Annotated in this window: 19 protein-coding genes and 1 other RNA gene; 2 read left to right on the forward strand and 18 right to left on the reverse strand. The window is 26.7% G+C overall.

Features of this window, described 5'->3' with window-relative positions:
- Positions 1–5 precede the first annotated feature (5 nt).
- Both AAHM84_RS04195 and ssrA read right to left on the reverse strand, forming a co-directional pair.
- Positions 6–1952 (reverse strand): EAL domain-containing protein, encoded by a 1947-nt coding sequence (locus AAHM84_RS04195; RefSeq protein WP_342258665.1) that lies wholly within the window; start codon positions 1950–1952, stop codon positions 6–8.
- Positions 1953–1995: 43 nt separating this feature from the next.
- Positions 1996–2407, reverse strand: a transfer-messenger RNA (tmRNA) gene (gene ssrA, locus AAHM84_RS04200).
- A 109-nt stretch (positions 2408–2516) separates the two neighbouring features.
- On the opposite strand from ssrA, the gene AAHM84_RS04205 reads away from it, so the two are divergent.
- Positions 2517–2948: a hypothetical protein gene (locus AAHM84_RS04205; protein ID WP_342258666.1), complete on the forward strand. Its 432-nt coding sequence runs from the start codon at positions 2517–2519 to the stop codon at positions 2946–2948.
- Between the two features lie 134 nt (positions 2949–3082).
- On the opposite strand, the gene AAHM84_RS04210 is transcribed toward AAHM84_RS04205, so the two are convergent.
- From AAHM84_RS04210 to secG, 4 genes are all read right to left on the reverse strand, one after another.
- Positions 3083–3298: a hypothetical protein gene (locus AAHM84_RS04210; RefSeq protein ID WP_342258667.1), complete on the reverse strand. Its 216-nt coding sequence runs from the start codon at positions 3296–3298 to the stop codon at positions 3083–3085.
- 79 nt (positions 3299–3377) lie between these two features.
- A complete protein-coding gene (smpB, locus tag AAHM84_RS04215) occupies positions 3378–3818 on the reverse strand; it encodes an SsrA-binding protein SmpB (protein WP_342258668.1) in 441 nt (146 codons plus the stop codon).
- Positions 3819–3832: 14 nt separating this feature from the next.
- On the reverse strand, positions 3833–5929 hold the full coding sequence (rnr, locus tag AAHM84_RS04220; protein ID WP_342258669.1) for a ribonuclease R: 2097 nt from the start codon (positions 5927–5929) through the stop codon (positions 3833–3835).
- 28 nt (positions 5930–5957) lie between these two features.
- Positions 5958–6251, reverse strand: coding sequence for a preprotein translocase subunit SecG (secG, locus tag AAHM84_RS04225; RefSeq protein WP_053945765.1), 294 nt, complete (start codon positions 6249–6251; stop codon positions 5958–5960).
- 161 nt (positions 6252–6412) lie between these two features.
- Between secG and AAHM84_RS04230 the strand changes: the two genes are divergently transcribed.
- The gene (locus tag AAHM84_RS04230; RefSeq protein WP_342258670.1) at positions 6413–6808 is read left to right on the forward strand and encodes a rhodanese-like domain-containing protein; all 396 of its coding nucleotides are present in this window, start codon (positions 6413–6415) and stop codon (positions 6806–6808) included.
- 41 nt (positions 6809–6849) lie between these two features.
- Here AAHM84_RS04230 and AAHM84_RS04235 read toward each other — a convergent pair whose 3' ends face one another.
- From AAHM84_RS04235 to AAHM84_RS04290, 12 genes are all read right to left on the reverse strand, one after another.
- Positions 6850–7068, reverse strand: coding sequence for a helix-turn-helix transcriptional regulator (locus tag AAHM84_RS04235; RefSeq protein WP_339029844.1), 219 nt, complete (start codon positions 7066–7068; stop codon positions 6850–6852).
- A gap of 2 nt (positions 7069–7070) precedes the next feature.
- The gene (gene whiA / locus AAHM84_RS04240; RefSeq protein ID WP_342258671.1) at positions 7071–8018 is read right to left on the reverse strand and encodes a DNA-binding protein WhiA; all 948 of its coding nucleotides are present in this window, start codon (positions 8016–8018) and stop codon (positions 7071–7073) included.
- Between the two features lie 9 nt (positions 8019–8027).
- Complete coding sequence (locus tag AAHM84_RS04245; protein WP_342258672.1) at positions 8028–9317, reverse strand: prolipoprotein diacylglyceryl transferase; 1290 nt, start codon at positions 9315–9317, stop codon at positions 8028–8030.
- Between the two features lie 63 nt (positions 9318–9380).
- Entirely contained in the window at positions 9381–10313 is a 933-nt protein-coding gene (gene trxB / locus AAHM84_RS04250) for a thioredoxin-disulfide reductase (RefSeq protein ID WP_342258673.1), read from the reverse strand.
- On the reverse strand, positions 10297–11688 hold the full coding sequence (locus AAHM84_RS04255; RefSeq protein ID WP_342258674.1) for a prolipoprotein diacylglyceryl transferase family protein: 1392 nt from the start codon (positions 11686–11688) through the stop codon (positions 10297–10299). The genes trxB and AAHM84_RS04255 overlap by 17 nt, the downstream gene beginning before the upstream one ends.
- Positions 11681–12610 carry an HPr(Ser) kinase/phosphatase gene (gene hprK, locus AAHM84_RS04260; RefSeq protein WP_342258675.1) on the reverse strand — a complete coding sequence of 310 codons (930 nt, stop codon included), beginning with the start codon at positions 12608–12610 and terminating at the stop codon, positions 11681–11683. Before hprK ends, AAHM84_RS04255 begins: the two co-directional genes overlap by 8 nt.
- Before the next feature lie 53 nt (positions 12611–12663).
- Complete coding sequence (locus AAHM84_RS04265) at positions 12664–13329, reverse strand: folate family ECF transporter S component (protein WP_342258676.1); 666 nt, start codon at positions 13327–13329, stop codon at positions 12664–12666.
- 1 nt (position 13330) lies between these two features.
- On the reverse strand, positions 13331–14428 hold the full coding sequence (locus AAHM84_RS04270; protein WP_342258677.1) for a bifunctional folylpolyglutamate synthase/dihydrofolate synthase: 1098 nt from the start codon (positions 14426–14428) through the stop codon (positions 13331–13333).
- Entirely contained in the window at positions 14421–17264 is a 2844-nt protein-coding gene (gene uvrA, locus AAHM84_RS04275; protein ID WP_425289575.1) for an excinuclease ABC subunit UvrA, read from the reverse strand. Before uvrA ends, AAHM84_RS04270 begins: the two co-directional genes overlap by 8 nt.
- Positions 17265–17272: 8 nt before the next feature.
- Positions 17273–19258, reverse strand: a complete 1986-nt coding sequence (gene uvrB, locus AAHM84_RS04280; RefSeq protein ID WP_342258679.1) for an excinuclease ABC subunit UvrB — start codon at positions 19256–19258, stop codon at positions 17273–17275.
- A 134-nt stretch (positions 19259–19392) separates the two neighbouring features.
- Complete coding sequence (secA, locus tag AAHM84_RS04285; RefSeq protein WP_342258680.1) at positions 19393–22296, reverse strand: preprotein translocase subunit SecA; 2904 nt, start codon at positions 22294–22296, stop codon at positions 19393–19395.
- A 408-nt stretch (positions 22297–22704) separates the two neighbouring features.
- On the reverse strand, positions 22705–23673 hold the full coding sequence (locus tag AAHM84_RS04290; RefSeq protein ID WP_342258681.1) for an L-threonine 3-dehydrogenase: 969 nt from the start codon (positions 23671–23673) through the stop codon (positions 22705–22707).

Genomic DNA, 23673 nt, shown 5'->3' on the forward strand with positions numbered 1-23673 from the left:
ATTTCTTATTTATTTAATAAATATTTTAACTCATCTGATATATTTTCTCTTGGTTCTATTGAACTTCCAATTAATTCACCAGTAAATAATTTAACTCCCAACTGTTTAAGATGTTTATAAATTAAGTAGCTATTTACTGATGAAGCTACTAATTTTGCCTCTAATTTTTTTGCTATTTTCAAACTTTCAATTACTATATTTTCATTTTCCTTTACAAAATTTATTTTTTTTGCTATTTCATTTTCTAGAACAATAAAATTAGGCTTGTAAGAATTTAATAGAGTAAAGTCTGTTTTAAGAGAACCAAAATTACTTATTGATATTTGGATCCCGTGTTTTTTAAGTCTTTCAATATTTTTCTCTAACTCTTTTTTATCATCTACTTCTTTATTTATATCAAAATTAAGCACTAATTTAAATAAGTTTATTTTAAGATTTTTTAATTTTAAAATAAACTCATCTGAATCAAAATCCTTATCAGATAAATAATCACTGTCATAATTTGTAAAAAATTTCTTATTCTTTATTTTATCATTTTGCTTAGCCATTTTTTTTAATGAATGAAGTGAGATATATCTCAAAAATAAAGATGATAAACCCATATCCATTATCAATTGACTTTTTTGAGAAAATTCATCTGCATTTATATCCATACCACCTATAAGACCGTTTAAAAAATAATACTCAAAGTCATTTTTATCAGTCGAATAAATTGGTTCAAATAGAGTTACAAACTGATTTAAATTTGCAATTTCATTTAGAGACAACATTTTCTTATTTTGATTTTTCTCTTTTATTATTTCCATCGGATTAACAACTATATTTTCATCTTGATATTTAAGTAACAAATCTTTTTCAACATGTAAATTATATTCTAATAAAGTATCTAAATTATTTGAATGCAGTCCATAGAAAGAGCAAATAGATTTTAATTTTACACTAATCTTATAATTGGAAATTATAAATGAGGTATTGACCTTAGAAAAAATCTCTTTAATTTTTTTTAACTCCAAATTATTTTTTTCACTAAATTCATCTTTAATTTCAAATGGAATAAATGTTGCAAATGTTTTATAATTTGGTTTAAAGAATATTGCATTAGGAAATTGTTTTTGCAATAAAGTATAACTTTCCTCTGAAATTGAATTTACAACTTCCTCTCTTATACTTCCATTTACTTTTGCTTCAAACTTTTCAAAATTTGAAATAAAATATGTTACATATAATCCATACTTATATTTATGTTCTTGAATCTTATTTGATATTTGTTGATGGGCTGATGTAAAGTTCAAATAATAAGTATTATCATATACTACAATATTTTGAAGTTTTAAAGCATGCAAATATATTTGATTGATAACAGCAATATATGCATAGGCCAAATAACCACTTCCTAATCAAAAAAGTAAGTTTGTTAAATTATCAAGCGCTTGTGAATTTTTAATTGTAGCTAAGGCTCAAATTAAGCCAACTATAAGTATGCTAATTGTTGTTATTGACCAATTTGACCAATTTGAAACATTAATTCAAAATCTTGATATTAAGTAATTTACAACAGGAATTATGTAAGCCAACGTTAGCATTGTTATATTTCAAGCCCCAGTAGGTTTACCAAAGTAATTACTAAAAAGTGAAGAAAAAACTGCTAAGTTTAAAATGTTACAAGTCAAAATTCCAATACCACTAAATGGTGAAATAAAAACTATAGCAACTCAATATAAAAAAGTTGGTAGCAAAATTGTTATTCCTAAATTACCAGTGTTAATTCCAAGAATTGAAATTATAATAAGAGAAAATGTTGAAACAAAACCTAAAATAAAACCTAAAAGTATTTCATAATATATTTCTATTTTCTTAAATAGATGTCTTGTTAAACCTCAAACTAAAGTATAACAAAAAGCAATAATTGCTGTATAAGAGAGACATGTAATTAAAACACTTATAATATCCATAAAATTACATTCCTTTCTTACAAAACAATTAAGCATAAAAAAATGGTGGAGATGGCGGGAATCGAACCCGCGTCCAAAATACTCCAACCCATAACATCTACAGTTTAGTTGTCTCTAACTTACACTAAAAACCAACAGAGTCAACAAGATTTAAATTTCTAGCGCTAATAATTATTTTCAAACAAATTTATTATTAGAATCATTTGTTCTATTGTGCTAGGTAATACGTTAATCAATGAAGCACAAACACACTTCATAACGTTGAAATACTATAAACTTTAAAAGTTTATTAAGCTGCTAAAGCAACTCCAGCTGATGCATTATTGATCATAAATGCTGGCATTTCAAATTCATTTTTTTCTTCGTTTGCATTTTATCAAACCTAGTAGTATTAAGGTCTACCAAACCACTGCAGTTATGAGTCAGCCATATCCTGTCGAAACCGGGACACCCCCATATTTATATTATAAAACATTATTCATACAAATTTTAGGGCTATTAAATTTTTTATAAATAAGTTGCTTTATCCTAAAAATCAACTATTATTTAAGAGGAGGAAAAAAAATGACTAAAACATCAAAAAGTTTAGGTATAGCGGGAACTATAATATCAATGGTTTTTAGCGCCCTAGTAACAGTATTAGCAAGTATTGCCATAATAAGCACTACTCCAATAGTACAACAAGAATCAGAATCATTATTTTATATAGTTTCAATTATATTACTAATTGTTCCAGTATCAATTTCACTGATTTTATACATTATAATTTTAGTATTTTTAAAGTCAAAGAACAAAAAAAGAGTATTTGCAGCAGGAATAATGGAAATAGTTGTATCAGGTTTATCACTATTATCATTATTGACAAGTAACTATGGTTTTTTAAATATAGTGCCCGCTGGTTTAATGCTTGCAAGTGGTATTATGATTTGTGTAGAGTATAGTAAATACAAAAAGGAAAATGAAAATAATTTAACAGAAGAAAATAAAGATATTTAAAACTGATTAAAATTTGAAGATTAAATATAATTCTCTAAATATAGATATGACTAAAAATCAAAAGTTTATATAAGGAGATTTTTTTTTATATAAAAATAAAAAAAATCTTATAAATTAATATAAGATTTAATAAACTATTGTTCTTCAGGAATTAAGATTAATATACCAGATACCAACCCTAATAATCCCATAAAAAATATACTACAAATTCCTAAAGCGATATGCGGCTGGTTATCACCAATACTTTTTTTAGTAGCTATTGTCATTGGAATCATTCAAATTAATGGTATTAGCAAAAACGATACTAATACTGTACTTATAATTGAACAAATATATGCTGCTTGTCTCATTTTGTTTTTCCTTTTTATAACGATTTCATTATAACATTTATTAAAATTTAATAAAATATTTTATGAGTAGAAAAAAATTCTACTTTATTTTACTTAACCTTCTTTCAATATCTCTTTTTTTAATTGTTTCTCTTTTATCAATTTCTTTTTTTCCCTTACCTAAAGCTATCTCTATTTTTGCCAAGTTATCTTTCAAATATAATTTTAAAGGAATTAGAGTAAGGTTCTCTAATTGAACTCTCTTTATAATTTTTTTTATTTCACTTTTATGCATAAGCAAAATTCTATTCCTAGATGGATCTTGTTTAATGTGATTTGCAAATTCATAATTTTTTATATTCATATTTAAAATTTCGACTTGACCTTTTCTAATAAGAATAAAGGATTCCTCAATAGACACATCTTTATTTCTAATTGATTTAATTTCTGGACCAGTTAAAACTATTCCCACTTCTCAAGTATCTAATATTTCATAATTAAAATATGCTTTTTTATTTTTTAATAATACATGCTCACCCATATTTATCACCACCGTTAAACAAGCACAAAGTCTATAATTCTTTTTTTAACATCTGCATTTTTTACTTTTATTTTTACTTTTTGGCCTAGTCTAAGAATTTTGTTTTGTTTGTTTACCATAATACTTGTCTTTTCTTCAAAAGTAAAGTCAGGAAGCTCTGAGATATGAATTAATCCTTCAACACAATTTTCTAGTTGAACAAAAATGCCAAATTTTAAGACTGCAGCTACTATTCCCTCATACTCTTGACCAATTTTAGATTGCATATATTCAGCCATACACACTTTATTAACTTCTCTTTCAGCTGATACTGCTTGTTTTTCAGTGTCATTAATAATTCCACAAGCTTTTAAAACAAAATTTTTATTTTGCTCCAGTTTTAGTTCTCTTAAATCCTTACTAATTAAGTACTGCTTTAAAAATCTATGAACAATTAAATCACTATACCTTCTAATTGGACTTGTAAAATGTGTATAACAATTACTTGCTAATCCAAAGTGACCTATATTCTCCAATTCATATGCAGCTTTTTCCATAAACTTTAATAAAGTAACATTAATAACATCTCTTTCAGTAGAATCTGTTATTTGACTTTCAATTTGAGTTAATGCATGTTTAATCATTTTGGGATTTATTTTATCTAACTCATTTAATTTTACATTTACTCCTAAAGCTCTTAATATTGAATGCCATTCAATAAGATTTTCTTCTTTTGGAACATCATGATTTCTATAAATAAAGGGCAATTTCTTTTCAAAAATAATACTTGCTACGCATTCGTTTGCACTTACCATGAAGTTCTCAATTAGTTTTTCACTAATACCTCTTCCACGCTTTGCAATTTCAATTACATTAGAATCCTTATCTAATATTATCTTTGGCTCTGCAATATCAAATTCAATTGCTCCTCTATTTGATCTTTCCACATCAATTATTTCATGAAGCTCTTTTGCTATCATTAGCATATCTATAATTTCTTCTTTAATGTCTACTTTTTTTTGAGAATAAAGTTCATTAACTTGTTTATAAGTTAAACGTGCTTTTGATATCATAATTGATTCATAAACTTTTTTATTTATAACATTCCCTTTTAGATCAAAATCCATTTCTGCTACCATGCAAAGTTTTTCTTCATTGGGATTTAAACTACAAACTCCATTAGATAATTTTTCAGGAAGCATTGGTATTACTTTGTTGGCTAAATAAACAGAATTACCTCTAAATAAAGCTGTGTTATCTAAAGGTGAAAATGGAGTTACATAATAACTTACATCTGCAATAGCTACAATAAGTTTATATCCCTTATTTGTTTTTTCAACATAAATTGCATCATCTAAATCTTTTGAATCTGCACCATCAATTGTTACTAAATTTTTATTAATTAAAGAATTAGAAAGTCTTCTTTTAATTTTTTCATCTTTATAATCAATTGGCTTTGCAACCTCAATTGCATTATCCAATGTCAAATTATTAAATTCTGGTTTAATATCAAATTCATAGGCAATTGAAATAATTCTATCTATTGCCTTATTTGCATCTCCAATTATTTTTTGAATTCTTGTAAATAGTTTTCTATCTCTTACATCTAATATTTTAACTTTTACAATTAAATCTTCTTTTAACTTAAAATCTTTCAAATTAACTAATACGATTCTATAATTCTTAAATCCGGGTTCATTGGGAATAAAATCTATAAACCTACCACAACTACTTTTTCTCATTTCTCCAATTAATGATGTTTTAGTTCTTAAAACAATATCTTCTACATTTGCTTTAAGTCTATCATCATTTTCTTTTTGAACAGTAAAAATAACTTCATCAGATGAAATAGAACCATTAAGTGCATTTGGAGGAACAAAGAAATCATCATCTTCACTGTTTAATTCTTTTATAAATCCAAACCCTTTATCATTTATTTTTATTGACCCAATTCTATATTTTTCTCCAACAAAATAAATAACATTTTCTTTAGTCCAACCAATTAAATGCTCTTCTTGAAGTAATCTTAAAGCATCCGTAATACTTTCATATTTTCCATTAATATTATTAGTTAAGTCATTTAAATGCAGTCTATCTTTTTTCTTTAACCGCTCCAATATTATATTTTTCATAAATTCTCTTTCTATTAAAAAAACACTATTAACTTAGAACAGTGTTTGAAATAATTCCCATTACAATTGTAATTATAAATAGTGTAATTCCTAAGCTGAACATCCAAATTGATGTTGTCTTATCCATACCTCTCTCTTTGGAGTTTGAGAATAATTCATCATTACCACCATTTAATGCACTTAATCCAGTTTGCGAGCTTTTGTTCTGTACTAAACCAACAATTATCATTAATATTGAGACAATTAAACCAAGAATTTCAAAACCTAAAATTATTTGATTTGCTAGTGTTTGTTGTGACGCTGTTCCGGCAAGTAAATTCATACAAGGCCTCCATTCATTAAATATATAATACTACAATTGCTACAAAAAAAGAATATTTTATACATCTATCTTTCTATAAAATGGAATAATTAAGAGAATTATTCCAATAAGCATTATGAAAATTTATTATTTTCAAGTTATAATTAGTTTGGTGATAAAAAATGCAATGACTAGAATATATATTTAAATTTTTAGAAAAAATTTTTAGAAAAAATGCTTTTAAGGCTAAATATAAAACAAAAAATATGAAAAGTCTCAATAATATTTTAAAGAGTAAAAAGTGACAAGTAATTGATATTAGAAATAGTATTTCATATAACCAAAATCACCTTAAAGGATCTATAAATATTCCTCTACTTACTTTTAATTTAAAGTATTTTAAAATATTGGATAAAAAAAATAAGGTACTTATTATTGATGAAGATTCTAGAAGTCATTTATCTATTTATAAGAGTTTAAAAGCAAAGGGTTTTAAATCATACATTTTGTATGAAGGCTACAAAAATATTAAGAATAATGCGGATTTTGATAAATTAACTAAAGTTATTGTTTATTAAAAAATAAAAAAAACAGAATCTAAGTTCTGTCTTTTTTAATACTAATCTACGTCCCTAAAAAATTCAATTGGCTCTACATTTAGTGCTTTTGCTATTTTTTCAACAGATTTTAATGATATATTTCTTTTACCTCTTTCAGTATCGGAAATATAATTTCTGTGTAGCTCTGAAGTGAAGCTTAATTCTTCCTGTGTTAATTTTGCATCTACCCTTATTCTTTTCATGTTCTTACTAAATGTTTTTATAATGTTTTTTTCCATATTTATTCTCCAATTGTATTTGCCAATTTATTTATCATTCTAAATAAATTGCTTATTCCAGATTTTGTTATTGATATATTTTTATCGTTCATTAAGACTTCCAATTCTGAAAATGATGCGTCTGGATTCTCTAATCTTATTTCTGACAATAACTGAGCTTTAGGCGATAATTCTAGGAGAAGATTATTTTTTATAATCTTTTTAATCTCTTCTATCTGCTTTAAGCCAGTCTCTGACGATTTCTGCTGATTATAGATATCTATATTTATCATTCTATTTATATTGTTGCTAACATCTCTATTAATTCTTGTGTTTTCAAATTTCATAACAGAAATTGGAGCATCTATGAATTTTAGGAAATCAGAAACAGCTATAGATTTTTTAATATAGCAAACTATTTTATTTCCTTTATTTGTAGTTTTAAAGTTAAAGTGATATTTATTTAAAACTTTTCTAATATATTGAGCTGATTCATTTTCTTTAAATTGTAACTCTAAATGATAATTTGTAGTTTCAGGAGAATTAACACTTCCAATAGCTATAAATAGTCCAGAGATATAGGCTCGTGTTAATCCTTCTCAAGTTTTTTTAATATATTTTTCTAAATTAATTTCAATTATTTTATTTGCTAATTCTGGATGAAATATATCATTTTTTGATAAAAATTCAATGATATTTTCAGTTAGCGTAAGCTGATAACTTTTACTATTTCTAAGTTTTTGAACTTGTATAATTGATATCTCAATTTTTCCATTATATATTGTTTTTAAAAGCGAAAATACATGTCTAATAATGTTATTACTATTACTTGTAAGTCTTAAAGCAACTCCACTATTTGCATATATAATTTCACCATTATATTTTATAAAACCAGAGAGTAACATAATCTTTTGCTCATTTGTAAAAGTGTGGTTCAAAATTTCTTCTTTAACTTCCATTGCAAAAGACATATTACCCTCCTATTTTTTTTCTAATTTTTCTTTTAATTTTTGTCTTGCTTTTTCTTCTTTAATCTTGTTTTTCTCTATTTTCTTTGTTTCTATTTCCTTTTTAAACTCCTTATTATTTTCATGGTCTAAGTAGAAATATTCTTGTTCATATATAAAACCTGTAGTTCTAAATAAATATGGAAAAACAAATTGTGCCATTATTGCTACTAATAAACCAAAGAACATTGATAAACCAATTATGGTTAAAGATAAAGTTCTTTGATACATTAAGAATAAATGATCATCTGGTCTTCCTACTTCTAAAATGAATCTTACCAAGTTTCACGCAAAGAAATATGCTCCTGCTTGCACCCCCGATCTAATTAGAGTATAGTTTTCAGGGTTGTTACATTTGGATAAAAGTTTTCCTTGTTTTCATTTTCTTTTAACATAATTTTTATCATCAATTTTAGTTATTTCAGTCTTATAAAATTCAATTTCTTTTTTATGATGATTTGCATATACTTCTTTTTTTCAAATATGAAATTTAGATATTCCTTCATAATTTTCTTCAGGATTTACTTTTCAAGGTTTTTTCCCAAACCATTTACCAATGTTAGGTATTATAAAAGTTATTATTAACCATGCTGCTATTAAACTTATTGATTCATATAGAAATATTGGTGACATAATATATTCTGTACCAGGTGATAATTCTAAACCATTTAGTTTTTCCCCTGCTTTTCCATTATAAGTTCATACCATATTTGTTTTTATAAAATTTGGCAGTCACTTCAATGCAGTAGTATTACCATTATTTCATTCTGCTAATGGTTTACCAAATATTTCATGATTAAAGAAATTTCCTCATCTTCCAATTCCCTGACCAATAAGAATATTTGGGATTATGCAATCAGTATATACCCATAATGATACTTTCGTTCTTCTACCTAAAAAATAAAATATTATTAATCCTGCCAAAGTTCCAACATAAACTCCACCATGAATTGCCATACCACCATTTCAGAAAGCAAAGAGTCCAAAAAAACCAGAGTTATTTTGACCATAACCCGCTGCATTTAACTTACCAAAAAAACTTGCTCCTATTAAAGATACTGGAACAATTATAGCTGCTCCAATTCATAATTCAGTAAGTGAAACTCCTCTTCTATAAAGTTTTATTGCAGAGATACCGACAGCAAAAATAACTCCCAAAGTCATTGTTAGTGCATAAATATGAATAATTCCATAATCATCTCTAACAGTTCATCATTCTGTAGCTTCTTTTCAATTGTCCTTTTGTATTCAGCTATAAAACATTTTCTCAACACCTTTTTTAACTTAAATTATTTTAACATAGCAATTAATAAAAAACCTTGATAATTAATCAAGATTTTCAATATAATTTACAGCATTTTGACCCGCAATCGCTCCATCAGAAGTAGCTGTTGCAATTTGTCTAAATGGTGTATTTCTAACATCTCCAGCCACGAATAGACCTTCTATTTTAGTTTTCATTCTTTCATCACCAATAATGTGTTTTTCTTCATTTAATATCTGAATTTGTTTTACAAAACTTGTGACTGGATAATGTCCAATAAATGGAAAAACAGCATTAACATCAATTTTTGATGTATTATTTTCTAATACATTTTTGATTTTAATTAGTGAGACTTTATCACTACCTTCAATACTTTCAACAACTGAATCCAAAATAAATACTATTTTTTCATTATTTTTAGCCTTTTCTAATGTTTTATTATCAACTCTAAATTTCTTACTTCTATGAATTAAATATACTTTTGAGACAAATCTTGTTAAAAATATAGCTTCTTCAATTGCACTATATCCCCCGCCAACAACTGCCACAGGCATTTCCTTATAAAAGCTTCCATCGCAAACAGCACAATAAGAAACTCCCTTACCATAAAGTTCAATTTCCCCTGGAACCCCTAATAAATTCTCTTTTGTTCCAGTAGCAATTACTAGCGCTTTTGAAGTTAAAGTTTTTCCATTTTCTAATGTTATATTAAAGGATTCTTTTTTTTCAAAATCTTTTAAACCAGAGAACTCAAATTTTGCCCCCATTGCTGTTGCTTGCTCAAAAAAATGCATAGCTAAATCTGGTCCTTGAATATTTGTAAACCCTGGATAATTTTCAATTTCTCCAGTTTTAATAACCTTACCTCCAGGTGCTTCTTTTTCTAAAACAAGTACATTTAAACCTGCTCTACCAGCATATATTGCTGCACTCAAACCAGCAGGTCCTGCACCTGCTATTATCAAATCATAATCAACATTAATATGATTTTTCATATAGTCAACCCTCTTCCCTTCATTTTTTTGGAGCTATAAATTGTGCAAATATAATTACAGCCAATCCTAATAGCAAAAATCCTGCTAAAAATAAATAATTTAAAACCACATTATCTTTTACAGTTAATTCATAAGGATTTCTTAACTGATCAAGGATAAGTCTTATAATAGTATAACCTAAGATATATATTCCTGCTAATACTCCACTGTAAATAATTTTATAATTATTTGGATTATTTATCTCATATAGTTCTTTTGAATCTCTTTTTACAAAAACTATAAGTTGATTTTTTTCTAATTTCAATTTCTGTAATTCCACTTTACTACTATTCTTTAATTCCCTTTTAAAATTATAAAAATCTTGTTTTGTTATTTTATTACTTTTTAACTTAACTTTTTGCTTTTCAATTTCTTCATTATTTTTTCTAATTATAGATTGATACTTTTGCTTTGCCTTTATTGCTAATATTTTTCTTTTCTCTATTTTTTCTTGTGCTTTTTCAACTAAATCTTTTGGAGGTTCATACAATGTATAAGCTTTTTTTCAAACTCATGATGTTGATAAATATAACTTACCATCTTTATCCTTTAAATATTCAATAGTAGATTGTGTACTATAACTTTTTAAATCGCTTTCATAAATAGACTTAAAACTTTTATTTCATTTGCATGGGAAGTTTTCTGGGTCAACTTTTCATGGTTTTTTACTAATTACTTTTCATAGGTTAGCAAAAACAAAGGTGATTAAAATTCAAAGGAGTAATGTGGTAAAAGATTCATACAAAAATAGGGGTTCACGAAATTGAAGAGTTTCCAATTCCGAAGATGTAGTTAAATCTTTAAAATAAAATAATCTATGTCAAATAAAATTTGGCAATCAGTTTATTTTATTTAAATCATGTACTTCTCTTCCTAATATTTCATGATTAAATAAGTTACCTCATCTTCCAATTGATTGACCTAATAATATATTTGGAACAATGCAATCTGCATAAACATAAATTGAGATTTTAGTATATCTACTTTTATGTCATAGTCATAAAAAGGCAGCTGTTCCTCCACAAAGCATCGAACCAAAAAAACTCATTCCAGGTTCCCAAAAGAAAATTAACATATATAACTTTCATTGATCTCCTGATGATCCTAATTTTCCAAATATACTTGCTCCAATAATTCCCACAGGTAATGATATATATATTCCGTTCATAAAATCCTTTAGTGGAATTCCTCTTTTATATAATTTGAAAGCAGAAACAAATATTACACTTAAAACACCAGTAACAACTAAAAGAGAATATAAAAATGATAGTGAGTCAGATTCATATGGAATCTTTTCTCCATTTTCTCAAATAATATTAGATAAAAAACTAATCATTGTTAAATTTAATTGCTCTTTCGCTTAATACTTCAGTTTCATCTTTATAAAGTCCACTCTGTTTAATTTTTAATTTAGCAACTGCCGCTTCAATTATATTTGGAATATTTCTTCCTGAAGAAACTGGAATTTTAATATAAGGAACTAAAGCCCCTAATATTTCATATGTTGCAAAAGAGGTTCCCAGTCTCTCTGAATCATCAATACCATTTTTTTTAAATTGTGTTAATTCAATAACAAGATCAATTTTTGTTTTTTCTAAAATAACTTGATATCCATTTGTTTGTGAAACATCCACTATACCAATTCCTCTAACTTCAACTAAATTTTTTAATATTTCATGGCTTTTACCATATAATTCATTTGACTTTTTAGTAATAACTATTCTATCATCACCTACAAATAAGTGATTTGTTTTTACTAAGTCTAGTGTAATTTCTGATTTTCCTATTCCTGATTCTCCAATTAATAACACACCCTTACCAAAGATATTTACACAAGAAGCATGTACTTCAACTACAGGTGCAAAATAATCATCCATAAATTCAAGAACATTTTGAGTAAAATCACTTGTTGATTCTGTTCTAGTTCTAACAAGTAAAGAATCTGTTTCTTTAGCAACCTCAATTGCCAAATTATCTTCAAATTTATCTGTAAGAATTATCAAAGGTATGTTTCTTGAAAAAAGCTTCTGATATCTTAATCTTCTTTCCTTTTCTTCGAAGTTCATAATATACAAATATTCCTTTGTAGACATAACAATTATTCTATGAGACTTCTCTCCGCTTTCAAAGTAACCAGTTAGTTCTAAACCTGCTCTATTAATTCCATAGACATCAATTTGAGTTTCCAGCTTATTTTGACCTGAGACTACTTTTAATTTAAATTCTTCAATTATTTTTTTTGCATAAAGTTTACTCATTTTTTTTACCTCAATAGTAATTATATCTAATAAATTAATTAAAAAATCTAGATTTAGTAATCTAGATTTTTTAATAAGTATTCCGCTTTAAAACATCATACAAACTCAGTATTTCAGTTCTTTAACATCTTTCTTATAGGTAAAAATGTTGAATAAGTAAAGGAAATATAAATTGGTAAAGTTATTGGTAATTTAATTAATTTAGCTACAAAATCAACTCAAGCAGCATTTCCTTTTCAAGACATCATTCAAATTTGATTTAATATTAAACTTTGAAAAATATATGCTACTGAATATAAAATTATTACTTTTAATAATATTCTATTTTGTGCTCTTGTTAAGAAAACAAGAGATCCAAAAAATGCCAAAACACATTTACCAAACATATAACCACCATGATAACCGTAACTACTAGGCATAACAATTGCCATTAAGGTATCTGTACAAATTGCAGAGATAACTCCACATAATGGGCCAAATAAAAGACCAATTAGAAAGATAATTCAATCCCCTAAAGCTATATGAATATTTCCAAAAATTGGTGGAAAATTATAAGTGAAGCCGGTCAATACTGCACTACAAGCTGCAAATAGTGAAATTACAGTTAAGTGCTTTAAACTAATTTTTTTGAAAGTGAAGTTTTCTAATGCCAAAGCGCACAATAGAATACCTAGGACAAGAAATATAGCTGCAATATTTGTATATAAATATAAAGACATTTTACTCTTCCTCCATTCATTTATATATTAATGGAATAAAGTATAGACTTCCACAAACTAATATATTTTTATGTTTATTCTCTTTAAGAAAAACTTTTCAATCTTTAACAATTGTAAAATCTATAAAATCTTCTTTATTTATTTTTCAAGATTTTTTATGATCAAATTCTGTTAAATAAATTTTTCTATCTCTTTTTTTTAAACATTCCAGTATTTTCTTATAGTCTTTACCTTCACTTGCCCCAAACAAAATTATAAGGTCTTTAATTTCTTTTATTTGTTTAGATAGTTTTAAAGCTCCATCATAATTATGACAACCATCAATAATAAAAATTGGATCTTTCTTTAATAAGCTATACCTACCAAGTGGAGCTTCTTCAAATGAATTTACTGTAATACCCAAATAATTAAGTAATTCAATAGCTAATCCTTTATTAAAACTTTGAAAATATATTGGGTCCATAATTTTTTTTGTAAAAACCTTTGGATTATTATTTACTTTTTGAATAATTTTTTTATATTTTATATTATCTGCACTTAAAAATATTTTGACATTCTCTTTTGCTATAGTTAATTTTTGATAAATAATTTCTTCGATTGTATATCCCAAAACTTCTTGATGATCCATACCAAGAGAAGTTACACAAACTGCTAATTGTTTCTCAAAAACATTTGTTGAATCTTTTAAGCCACCAATTCCTGCTTCAATAACAGCTATATCAATTTTTAATTCATAGAAATATAGAATTACAATAAGAGTTCAAATTTCAAAAAAAGTTAACTCATATTTTTTAATTAACTTTTGGTTTTCTGCAAGCAGCCTTTTTAAATTTTCATCAGAAATCATTTCACCATTATATTGAATTCTCTCATTTTGATTTAAAAAGGCAGGTGATATAAATAGACCCACTTTTTTAAACTTGGTTTTTAGACCATTGAAAATAAATTGTGAAGTTGATCCTTTACCATTTGTTCCTACAACATTAATAACATTAAAACTATTTTGAGGATTACCAATATCTTCTAATAATTTTTTTAAATTATAGTTCTTTTTAAAAATTATTTCAGAAGGTATTAAATTTTCTTCGACACTAATCATTTAAATACTCCTTTAAATATTTGGCAGTAAAACTGTCTTTATTTTCAATTATTTGTTCTGGTGTACCAGTAGCAAGAATAGTTCCTCCTCCACTTCCACCTTCAGGACCTAAATCAATCACATAGTCTGAAACTTTTATAAAATCAAGATTATGCTCAATTGTCAAAACTGTATTTCCTTGATCAACTAAAATATTTAAAACACTTATTAATCTTTTTACATCATCAATATGTAAACCTGTTGTTGGTTCATCTAATAAAAATAAAGTTTTTCCAGTTTGTCTTTTTAATAAGAAAGTTGATAATTTAACCCTCTGTGCTTCTCCACCAGAAAGAGTTGTTGCATTCTGTCCTAATTTTATATAACCAAGACCTACTGCTAGTATTGTTTCTAACTTCTCTCTAATTTTAGGAATATTTTCAAAAAAATCATGAGCTTCTTGAACAGTCATACTTAAGACATTTCATATATTTTTTCCTCTATATTTTATTTGAAGAGTTTCTTCATTATATCTTTTTCCATCACATATTTCACAAACCACTTCTACATATCCAAGAAATTGCATATCAACACGAACGACACCATCTCCTCAACATGAATCGCATCTTCCACCAGGAACATTAAAACTAAATCTTCCCTTTTTATAACCCCTAATTTTAGACTCGGGAATTTCTGTGTAAAGATCTCTAATATCATCAAAAACAGATGTATATGTTGCTGGATTAGATCTCGGTGTTTTACCAATAGGATCTTGTGATACATAAATTATTTTATCAATGTTTTCTCAACCTTTCATTGATTTATATTTACCTGGACGAATTAATTCTTTGTTTATTTCTTTTTTTAATCCTTTATAAATAACTTCTTCAACCAAAGTTGATTTTCCACTTCCACTAACTCCTGTAACTGAGATAAATTTACCTAATGGGAGAGTTACATCAATATTTTTTAAATTATTTTCACTAGCACCCTTTATTTCAATTTTTAAGCCATTACCACCCCTACGTTTTTTTGGGGTAGGAATTGATAATTGCTTAGATAGATATTTTCCTGTTAAGGAATTTGGATTTTTACAAATATCTTCATATGTACCTTGTGCTGTAATATTTCCACCTTCAACTCCAGCACCAGGTCCAATATCAACTATTCAATCTGATGCTTTCATTGTATCTTCATCATGCTCTACAACAATTAAAGTATTTCCTAAATCTCTTAGTTTTTTTAAGGTAGTAATTAATTTATCATTGTCTCTTTGGTGTAAACCAATTGAAGGTTCATCTAGAACATAAAGAACGCCTGATAATTTTGAACCTAATTGTTTTGCTAGTCTAATTCTTTGTGCTTCTCCTCCAGAAAGAGTTGTTGCACTTCTAGAAAGTGTTAAATAATTTAAACCAACCTCATTTAAAAAACTAATTCTTGAAACAAGTTGATTTAAAACAAGACTTGCAATTTTTGCTTGTTGCTCATTTAAATTTAAGTTTAGTAGGAAAGTTAACTCCTCTTCAATAGTTAATTCTACAAAGTCAGCAATTGAGATGTCATTAATTTTAACGCTTAATGCAATATCATTTAATCTTTTTCCCTTACAAGTTTTACAAACTTTTGACATCATATATTTTCCATAATATTTTCTATTATCTTCTGATTTAGTTTCAATATATTTTCTTTCAATAATATTTGCAATTCCTTCAATATAATCAAAAGCTCTTAATGTATTTCCACTAACAGTAGTAATTTTAGTTTCAATTGGCTCATCACTTCCATATAAAATAACATTTATTTGTTTTTCATTTAATTTATTTATTTGTGAATTTATATCAATTAAATAATAATCACAAAGTAACTTAAATTTTTGTCATTCTATATTTGTTGAATCAACAATATTTTTATAATATAAAATACCACCTTCACGAATAGATAATGATGGGTCTGGAATTATCAGACCTGGATCTGCTTCTAAATTAACCCCTAAACCTGAACAAGTTTCGCAAGCTCCATTTTTTTTATTAAAAGAAAATAAATTAGCCTCTAAGTTTGGAATTGAAAAACCACATTCACTACAAGAATATTTTGTTGAAAATAATTTTGTTTCATTATTTCTCTTTGGGTAATAAATTTTAATAAGACCATTTGAGTATCCTAACCCAACTTCTATTGCTGAATAAATTCTTGATTGAAGTTCTTCATCTCCTGCTTTAAAAATTAATCTGTCTACGACAATATCAATATTATGTCTTTTATTTTGTTCTAATTGAATATCTTCTTCAAGATTTCTTACTTCGCCATTTATTTGAACTCTTAAAAAATTTTCTCTTTTTAATTTTATAAAGAGATCTTTATGAGTTCCTTTTTTATCTCTTACAACTGGAGCTAAAATGAAGATTTGATCATCTTCTTTTGTTTCTTTTTTTAATGTCTCTATAATTTCTTTAAGAGATGATGTTTTAATTGGGCCATGACCATTTACACAAAATGGAGTTCCAATATTTGCAAATAATAATCTAAGATGATCATGTATCTCTGTTGTTGTTCCTACAGTTGATCTTGGATTATGACTTGTTGTTTTTTGATCAATTGAAATAGCAGGGCTTAAACCTTCAATTTCGTCAACATCAGGCTTTTCCACAGATTTTAAAAATTGTCGTGAAAATGAAGATAATGATTCAATATATCTTCTTTCACCTTCAGCATAAATAGTATTAAAAGCTAGTGACGATTTTCCACTACCAGATAAACCTGTAAAAACTACAAGTTTCTCCTTTGGAATTTCTATATCAATATTTTTTAAATTATGCTCTCTTGCTCCTTTTATAATAATTTTTTTGTTCATAATAATAACCTTTACCCTTCTGCTTGTAACTCTAAAATAAGATCTCTAAGTTCAGCTGCCTTTTCATAATTTTGTTCTTTTGCAACACTTAACATTTGTTTTCTTAAATCAGAAATTAAATCTTCCTTTTTCTTTTCTTTTTCTTTTTTCTTTAGTTTTTTTAATTCATCAACTTTATTTCTAATATTTGAATCAGAAATAATATCTGTAATTTTTTTGATAATAGTTTTTGGAGTAATTCCATGAAGTTCATTATATTCTTTCTGAATATTTCGTCTTCTATCAGTTTCTTCAATTGCTTCTTTCATAGCAGGAGAAGTTGAATCCGCATAAAAAATTACACGACCTTCAGAGTTTCTAGCAGCTCTTCCTATTGTTTGAATTAAACTTCTTGTATTTCTTAAAAACCCTTGTTTATCTGCATCAAGAATACAAACTAAACTTACTTCAGGAATATCTAAACCCTCTCTTAATAAGTTAACACCAACAATAACATCATAAACACCTTTCCTTAAATCAGTTAGTACCTGATTTCTTTCCAAAGTTTTTAACTCTGAATGTAGATAGGCTACTTTTAAATTTCTTGATTGTAAGTAAGTTGTGATATCTTCAGAAATTCTAATTGTAATTGCAGTTATAAAGACCTTTTGTTTTTTTGCAACTACTTTATTAATCTCATCTACAATATCATTCATTTGATTAATAGTTGAGCGAATTTCAATTTGAGGATCTACTAATCCTGTAGGTCTAATGATTTGCTCAATTACATCATTATTAACTAAATCAAGTTCATACGGACCTGGGGTTGCAGATGTATAGATAACATTTTTTAATTTACCTGCAAATTCTTGAAACTTCAAAGGTCTATTATCAATAGCGCTTGGTAATCTAAAACCATGTTCAACCAAAGTTTCTTTTCTACTTCTATCAGTATTGTACATAGCATTTAGTTGAGGAATCATCATATGAGATTCATCTATAATAGTTAAAAAGTCTTCACCAAAATAATCAATTAAAGTAAATGGTGGAGTACCTGGAGTTCTAAAGTCTAAGTGTGGTGAATAATTTTCAATTCCACTACATATTCCAAACTCACTCATTGTTTCCATATCATATTTAGTTCTTTTCATTAATCTATCTGCTTCAATAAATTTTTTTTGATCTTGAAATCATTGAACTCTTTGATTTAATTCTTTACCAATATTTTCTACAACTAATTTCATTTTATCAAAGTTTGTAACATAGGCTGCAGCTGGATAAACTGTAAACATTCTAATTTTTTCTAAAACTGTATTATTTAATACATCTATCATTTCAATTGCTTCAATCTCATCTCCAAACATTGAGATTCTAATATGATATTTATCAGTTCAACTTGGTGCAATTCTTATAACATCACCCTTTGCGCTAAAATAACCCATAGCTAAATCATTTTCGTCTCGAGTATAACCTGTTTGAACAAGAAAAGTTAATAATTCTTTTTTAGATAAAACTTGACCAACCTCTAATTCAAAAAAAACATCTCCGTACTCTTTTGGATCTTGTGTTGCATAGATACATGCAACAGATGCCACTACTATTGTATCTCTTCTAATCATTAGAGCGTTCATTGAACTTAGTCTCATCATTTCTAAATCATTATTTCTTTTTGCATCTTTATCTATATATAAATCTCTTGATGGAATATATGCCTCTGGTTGATAAAAGTCAAAATTAGAGACATAATATTCAACTCTATTATTTGGAAATAGTTCTTTTAGTTCAATATACAATTGCATTGCTAATGTTTTATTATGAGCTAAAACAAGAGTTGGCTTATTCATTTCCTGAATTACATTTGCCATCGTGAATGTTTTTCCTGTTCCTGTTGCACCCATTAAAACTTGATGTTTTACATTGTTTTTTAAACCAGAAATTAACTTCTTAATTGCATTGGGTTGGTCTCCATCTGGTTTATATTCTGTAACTATACTAAATTTTTGATTTTTACTTTCCATTTTATTACCTCTTTAATAAGACCTAAAAAATCTAGAGATTGGCCCCTAGAAATAATATTGCCTAGCAATATTTTACATAGATTAATTAAAAAAACAAGACATTTGTCTTGTTGTAAAAAATAGAAAAAAATATTTTATCCAATTTTTGTTTTTGTTTGAACTTGTTCAGTGTCTTCAATATCATCTTCTGAAATTGAACCATCTGGGTTAGTTTTAAATGTTTTTTTAACTTTACCATTTTCATCTAAAACTTTAAATTCTTTTTGTTTTTTTTCTAATTCAGTTGCTAGTGCCATTAATATCTGTGTTTCAATTAGTAGTTTTGTTTTTTCAGCTTCATCAGTTTCTTTTTTAGCTAATTTTTCGTAACTTGCTTTAACATCTTTTGCAGTAAAGATTTTTTTCAACTTAAATTTAGTTACCATTCTTTCAACTTCTTCAAAAGGAATTTCAGCTGATTGTTTTTGTTGCTGAGAAAAAATTTCATCAAGTTTTTTCATTAGACCCTCAAGAATTGCATATTGAAATTTAACTTTTTCTAACTCTTCTTTTTTGCCTTTTAATTCCTTTTTAAGTTCTTTAAATCTTTTATCAACATTTGCTCTTGCAAATTTTTCTTTAGGAATTTTTCATTCTTCTAGAATTTGATCGATATCTTTATCACTTATATTAATAGTTTTTGGTTCTTCATTATTAAATTCAATAGTTTTTTCATTTGGTCCAACTTCTCTTACAAATGATCCATATAGTTTAATGATTGTTTCTTCTGCAATCATTATTTTCATTTTATTGAATAGCCTAGCTGATTCTTCTACATATTCATGCAATGGATTATTTTGTGCATATTGTTGTAAATAAATACCACTTCTCAATTTTTGATTTATATTAATGTGTTTTTGTCAATGATAGTCAAGTGATTGAAGAATAGTTCTTCTTTCCATTTCACTTATAACTTCTTGTGGTACAGAGTTTGTTTTGCTTAAATATAATTCCATCATACTTTCAGAGATCTTTTTTGCAATTTGTGCTTTTTCTAATCCACCAAAGTCTTTTTCACTTAATGAACCTTCAATAACAAATCTTGAGTTAATGTCTTTTATTAGAGAAGAAATATTAATTGTTCTTTCTCCTCTAACAAGCTCTGAGTTTCTTTCTACAATTTCATATGCAATTGTATATTGAAATCTTGCAATAACTCCCTTTAAAGTTTCTTGTTCTAGAATTGAATCTCTTTGTGAATAAATAGCTTCACGTTGTTGTGAAAGAATATTATCGTAATCAAGAACATTTTTACGTTGATCAAAATTTAACCCCTCAAGTTTTTTTTGAGCATTTGTAATTGCTCTTGTAAACAATCTTGATTTAATATGATCATCACCCAATTTTAAAAACATCTGTCTTAATTTAGGAGCTGAGAAACGAATCATTAATTCATCTTCCATAGAAATATAAAATCTTGAACTTCCAGGATCACCTTGTCTACCAGCTCTACCTCTTAACTGATTATCAATACGTCTTGCTTCGTTACGTTCAATACCCATAACAAATAGGCCACCATTTTTTCTAGCTTCATCTGAGAGTTTAATATCTGTTCCACGTCCAGCCATGTTTGTTGCTAATGTTATAGAACCTACTTGTCCAGCTTTTTCAACTATTTCAGCTTCTCTATGGTGATTTTTAGCATTAATCATTTCAAACTTTAAACCAGCTTTTTGTAAATAATGAGAAACTTGTTCAGAAGAATCAACTGATGTTGTTCCAATAAGTACTGGTCTTCCAGATTGGGTTACTTCTTCTAAGTCTTTTACTAAGTGTTTTAATTTAGCATTAATTGTTCCAAAAGTTAAGTCTGGTTCATCTACTCTAATAATTGGTTTGTTTGTTGGACAAACAATAACTCTTGTATTATATATTTTTAAGAATTCTTCTTCCTCAGTTTTTGCAGTTCCTGTCATTCCTGAAAGTTTATTATATAGTCTGTAAAAATTTTGATAAGTAATTGTAGCTAAAGTTGTTGTTTCTTCTTCAATTTCAACACCCTCTTTTGCTTGTAACGCTTGTTGCAAACCATCACTATAAGCTCTACCTGGCATTGTTCTTCCTGTAAACTGATCAATTAAAATAATCTCATTACCTTGAACAGTATACTCAACTTCTTTTTTAAAAGTAAACATTGCTTTTAATGCGTTCATAATTAAGTGAAATACTTCAGTATTTCTAAAATCAAATAGATTATCAATACTAAAGAATTTATGTGCTTTTTGAATTCCGGGTTCAATTAAATAAACTTGTTTTGATTCTAAATCAATTTCAATGTCTGTTTTTTCATCCAATGATTTAGAAAATGAATCAGCTGCTTTATATAAATTAATTCTATTTTGGCTTCCCCCAGAAATAATTAAAGGTGTTCTTGCCTCGTCAATAAGTATTGAGTCAGCCTCATCAATAATTGCAAAGTTAAGTTTTCTTTGAACTTTTTGATCTAAACGATATACCATATTATCTCTTAAGTAATCAAATCCCAATTCTGAGTTTGTTGTATAAGTAATATCTTTAGAATAAGCACTTCTTTTTTGCTCTTTAGATAAATCTCTCCCATTTAATCCAACACTAATTCCTAGCATGTCATAAACTTGACCATTAATTTCACTATCTCTTCTAGATAAATACTCATTAACAGTAACAACGTGAACTCCTAAACCAGATAAAGCATTTAGGTATGCAGGAAAAAGACCAGTTAAAGTTTTACCTTCACCCGTTCTCATCTCTGCAATATCACCTTGATGTAAAATAATAGCACCAATTAATTGAACTTTATAAGCTTTTAGTTTTAAAACCCTAAATGCAGCTTCTCTAACTACTGCAAAAGCTTCAACTAAAAGTTCATCTAAAGTTTCACCGTTTGCTAATCTATCTTTAAATTCTTGTGTCTTATTTGATAATTCTGTTTCACTTAATTTTTCATAGTCCGCTTCCAGTGAAATAATTTGCTCTGCTATTTTACCGTGCTTCTTAACTATTGATTTGTCTCTTGCCATTAAAAACTACTCCTTTTTTTGCTAAGTCAAAAATCTTAATCATTATACAATTATTATTGCCAAATAGAAAGTTATAAACGGAAAAATATTTCATAAAAATTTTTTAATATATCAAATATACGGTTATTTAAAATTTTTGTATGTAAAATTTACTATTAAACTAATTATATTATTTTAATAAAAAATAAATCCCAAATATAATTTAATTAGATTAAAATTTTAAATAAAATTCCAATTTCTATTATCCAATTAAAAAAACCAGTAAATAAAAATTACTGGTTAACTTGATTATAACTATAAATTATTTGATATATAAATGTTTTAGTAACTGAAAAACAACTCTACTATAACAACTCTACTATTTTAAACTGCAAAGCTCCTCTAATTTAAAAAGTTAAATGAACTTATTTATTGAATTTTGCCCTCTGCTTTTAATTTCTCTTTTAATTTTTCTAGCATTTCTTTTGTCATTGCATCTAAATTATACTTAGGATTAAAATCTCATTCTCTTCTTGCACAACTATCATCAATACTATTTGGTCAAGAATCTGCAATTTTTTGACGAGCAGTATCAACTTTATAATCCATTTTGAAATTTGGAATATACTTTTTAATTGATTCAAAAATTTCTTCTGGTGCAAAAGACATAGCAGTTATATTAAATGAATTTCTATGAATTAATTTTTTTGGATCTGCATTCATTAATTGGACAATTGCATCAATTGCATCATCCATATACATCATGTCCATTTTTGTTCCTTTATCAATATAACTTTCATACTTACCAGTTAATAAAGCTTGATAATAAATATCAACAGCATAATCAGTAGTTCCTCCACCAGGTTCAACTTTATATGATATTAATCCTGGGAACCTTACTGATCTTGAGTCAACACCATATTTCTTATTATAATAATTTGCTAATAATTCTCCCGCAACTTTTGTTACCCCATACATTGTTGTAGGGTTCATAACTGTATCTTGAGGAGTATTATTTGCTTCTGCATCTGGTCCATAAGCTGCTATTGATGATGGAGCAAAAAACTTAGTATTTAATTCTTTAGCTATCTCCAAAGCATTCATTAATCCAGTCATATTTAAATCTCAAGCAAATTTAGGGTTTTTTTCAGCAGTTGCTGACAATAAAGCTGCTAAATGAATAATTGTATCTACTTCATATTTTTTTGCCAATTTTAAAAATGATTCATAATTAGTGACATCTAATTTTTCAAAAATTCCCTCATCACAAATAAAATTATCTTCAAGTTTTCTTATATCTGTTGCTATAACATTATCCTTTCCCAAATCTTTTCTTAAACGTAAAACTAACTCTGAACCTATTTGTCCTAAAGCTCCTGTAATTAAAACTTTTTTCAT

The organism is Spiroplasma endosymbiont of Dioctria linearis, assembly GCF_964030865.1.
Classification (GTDB): Bacteria; Bacillota_I; Bacilli_A; order Mycoplasmatales; family Mycoplasmataceae; genus Spiroplasma_A.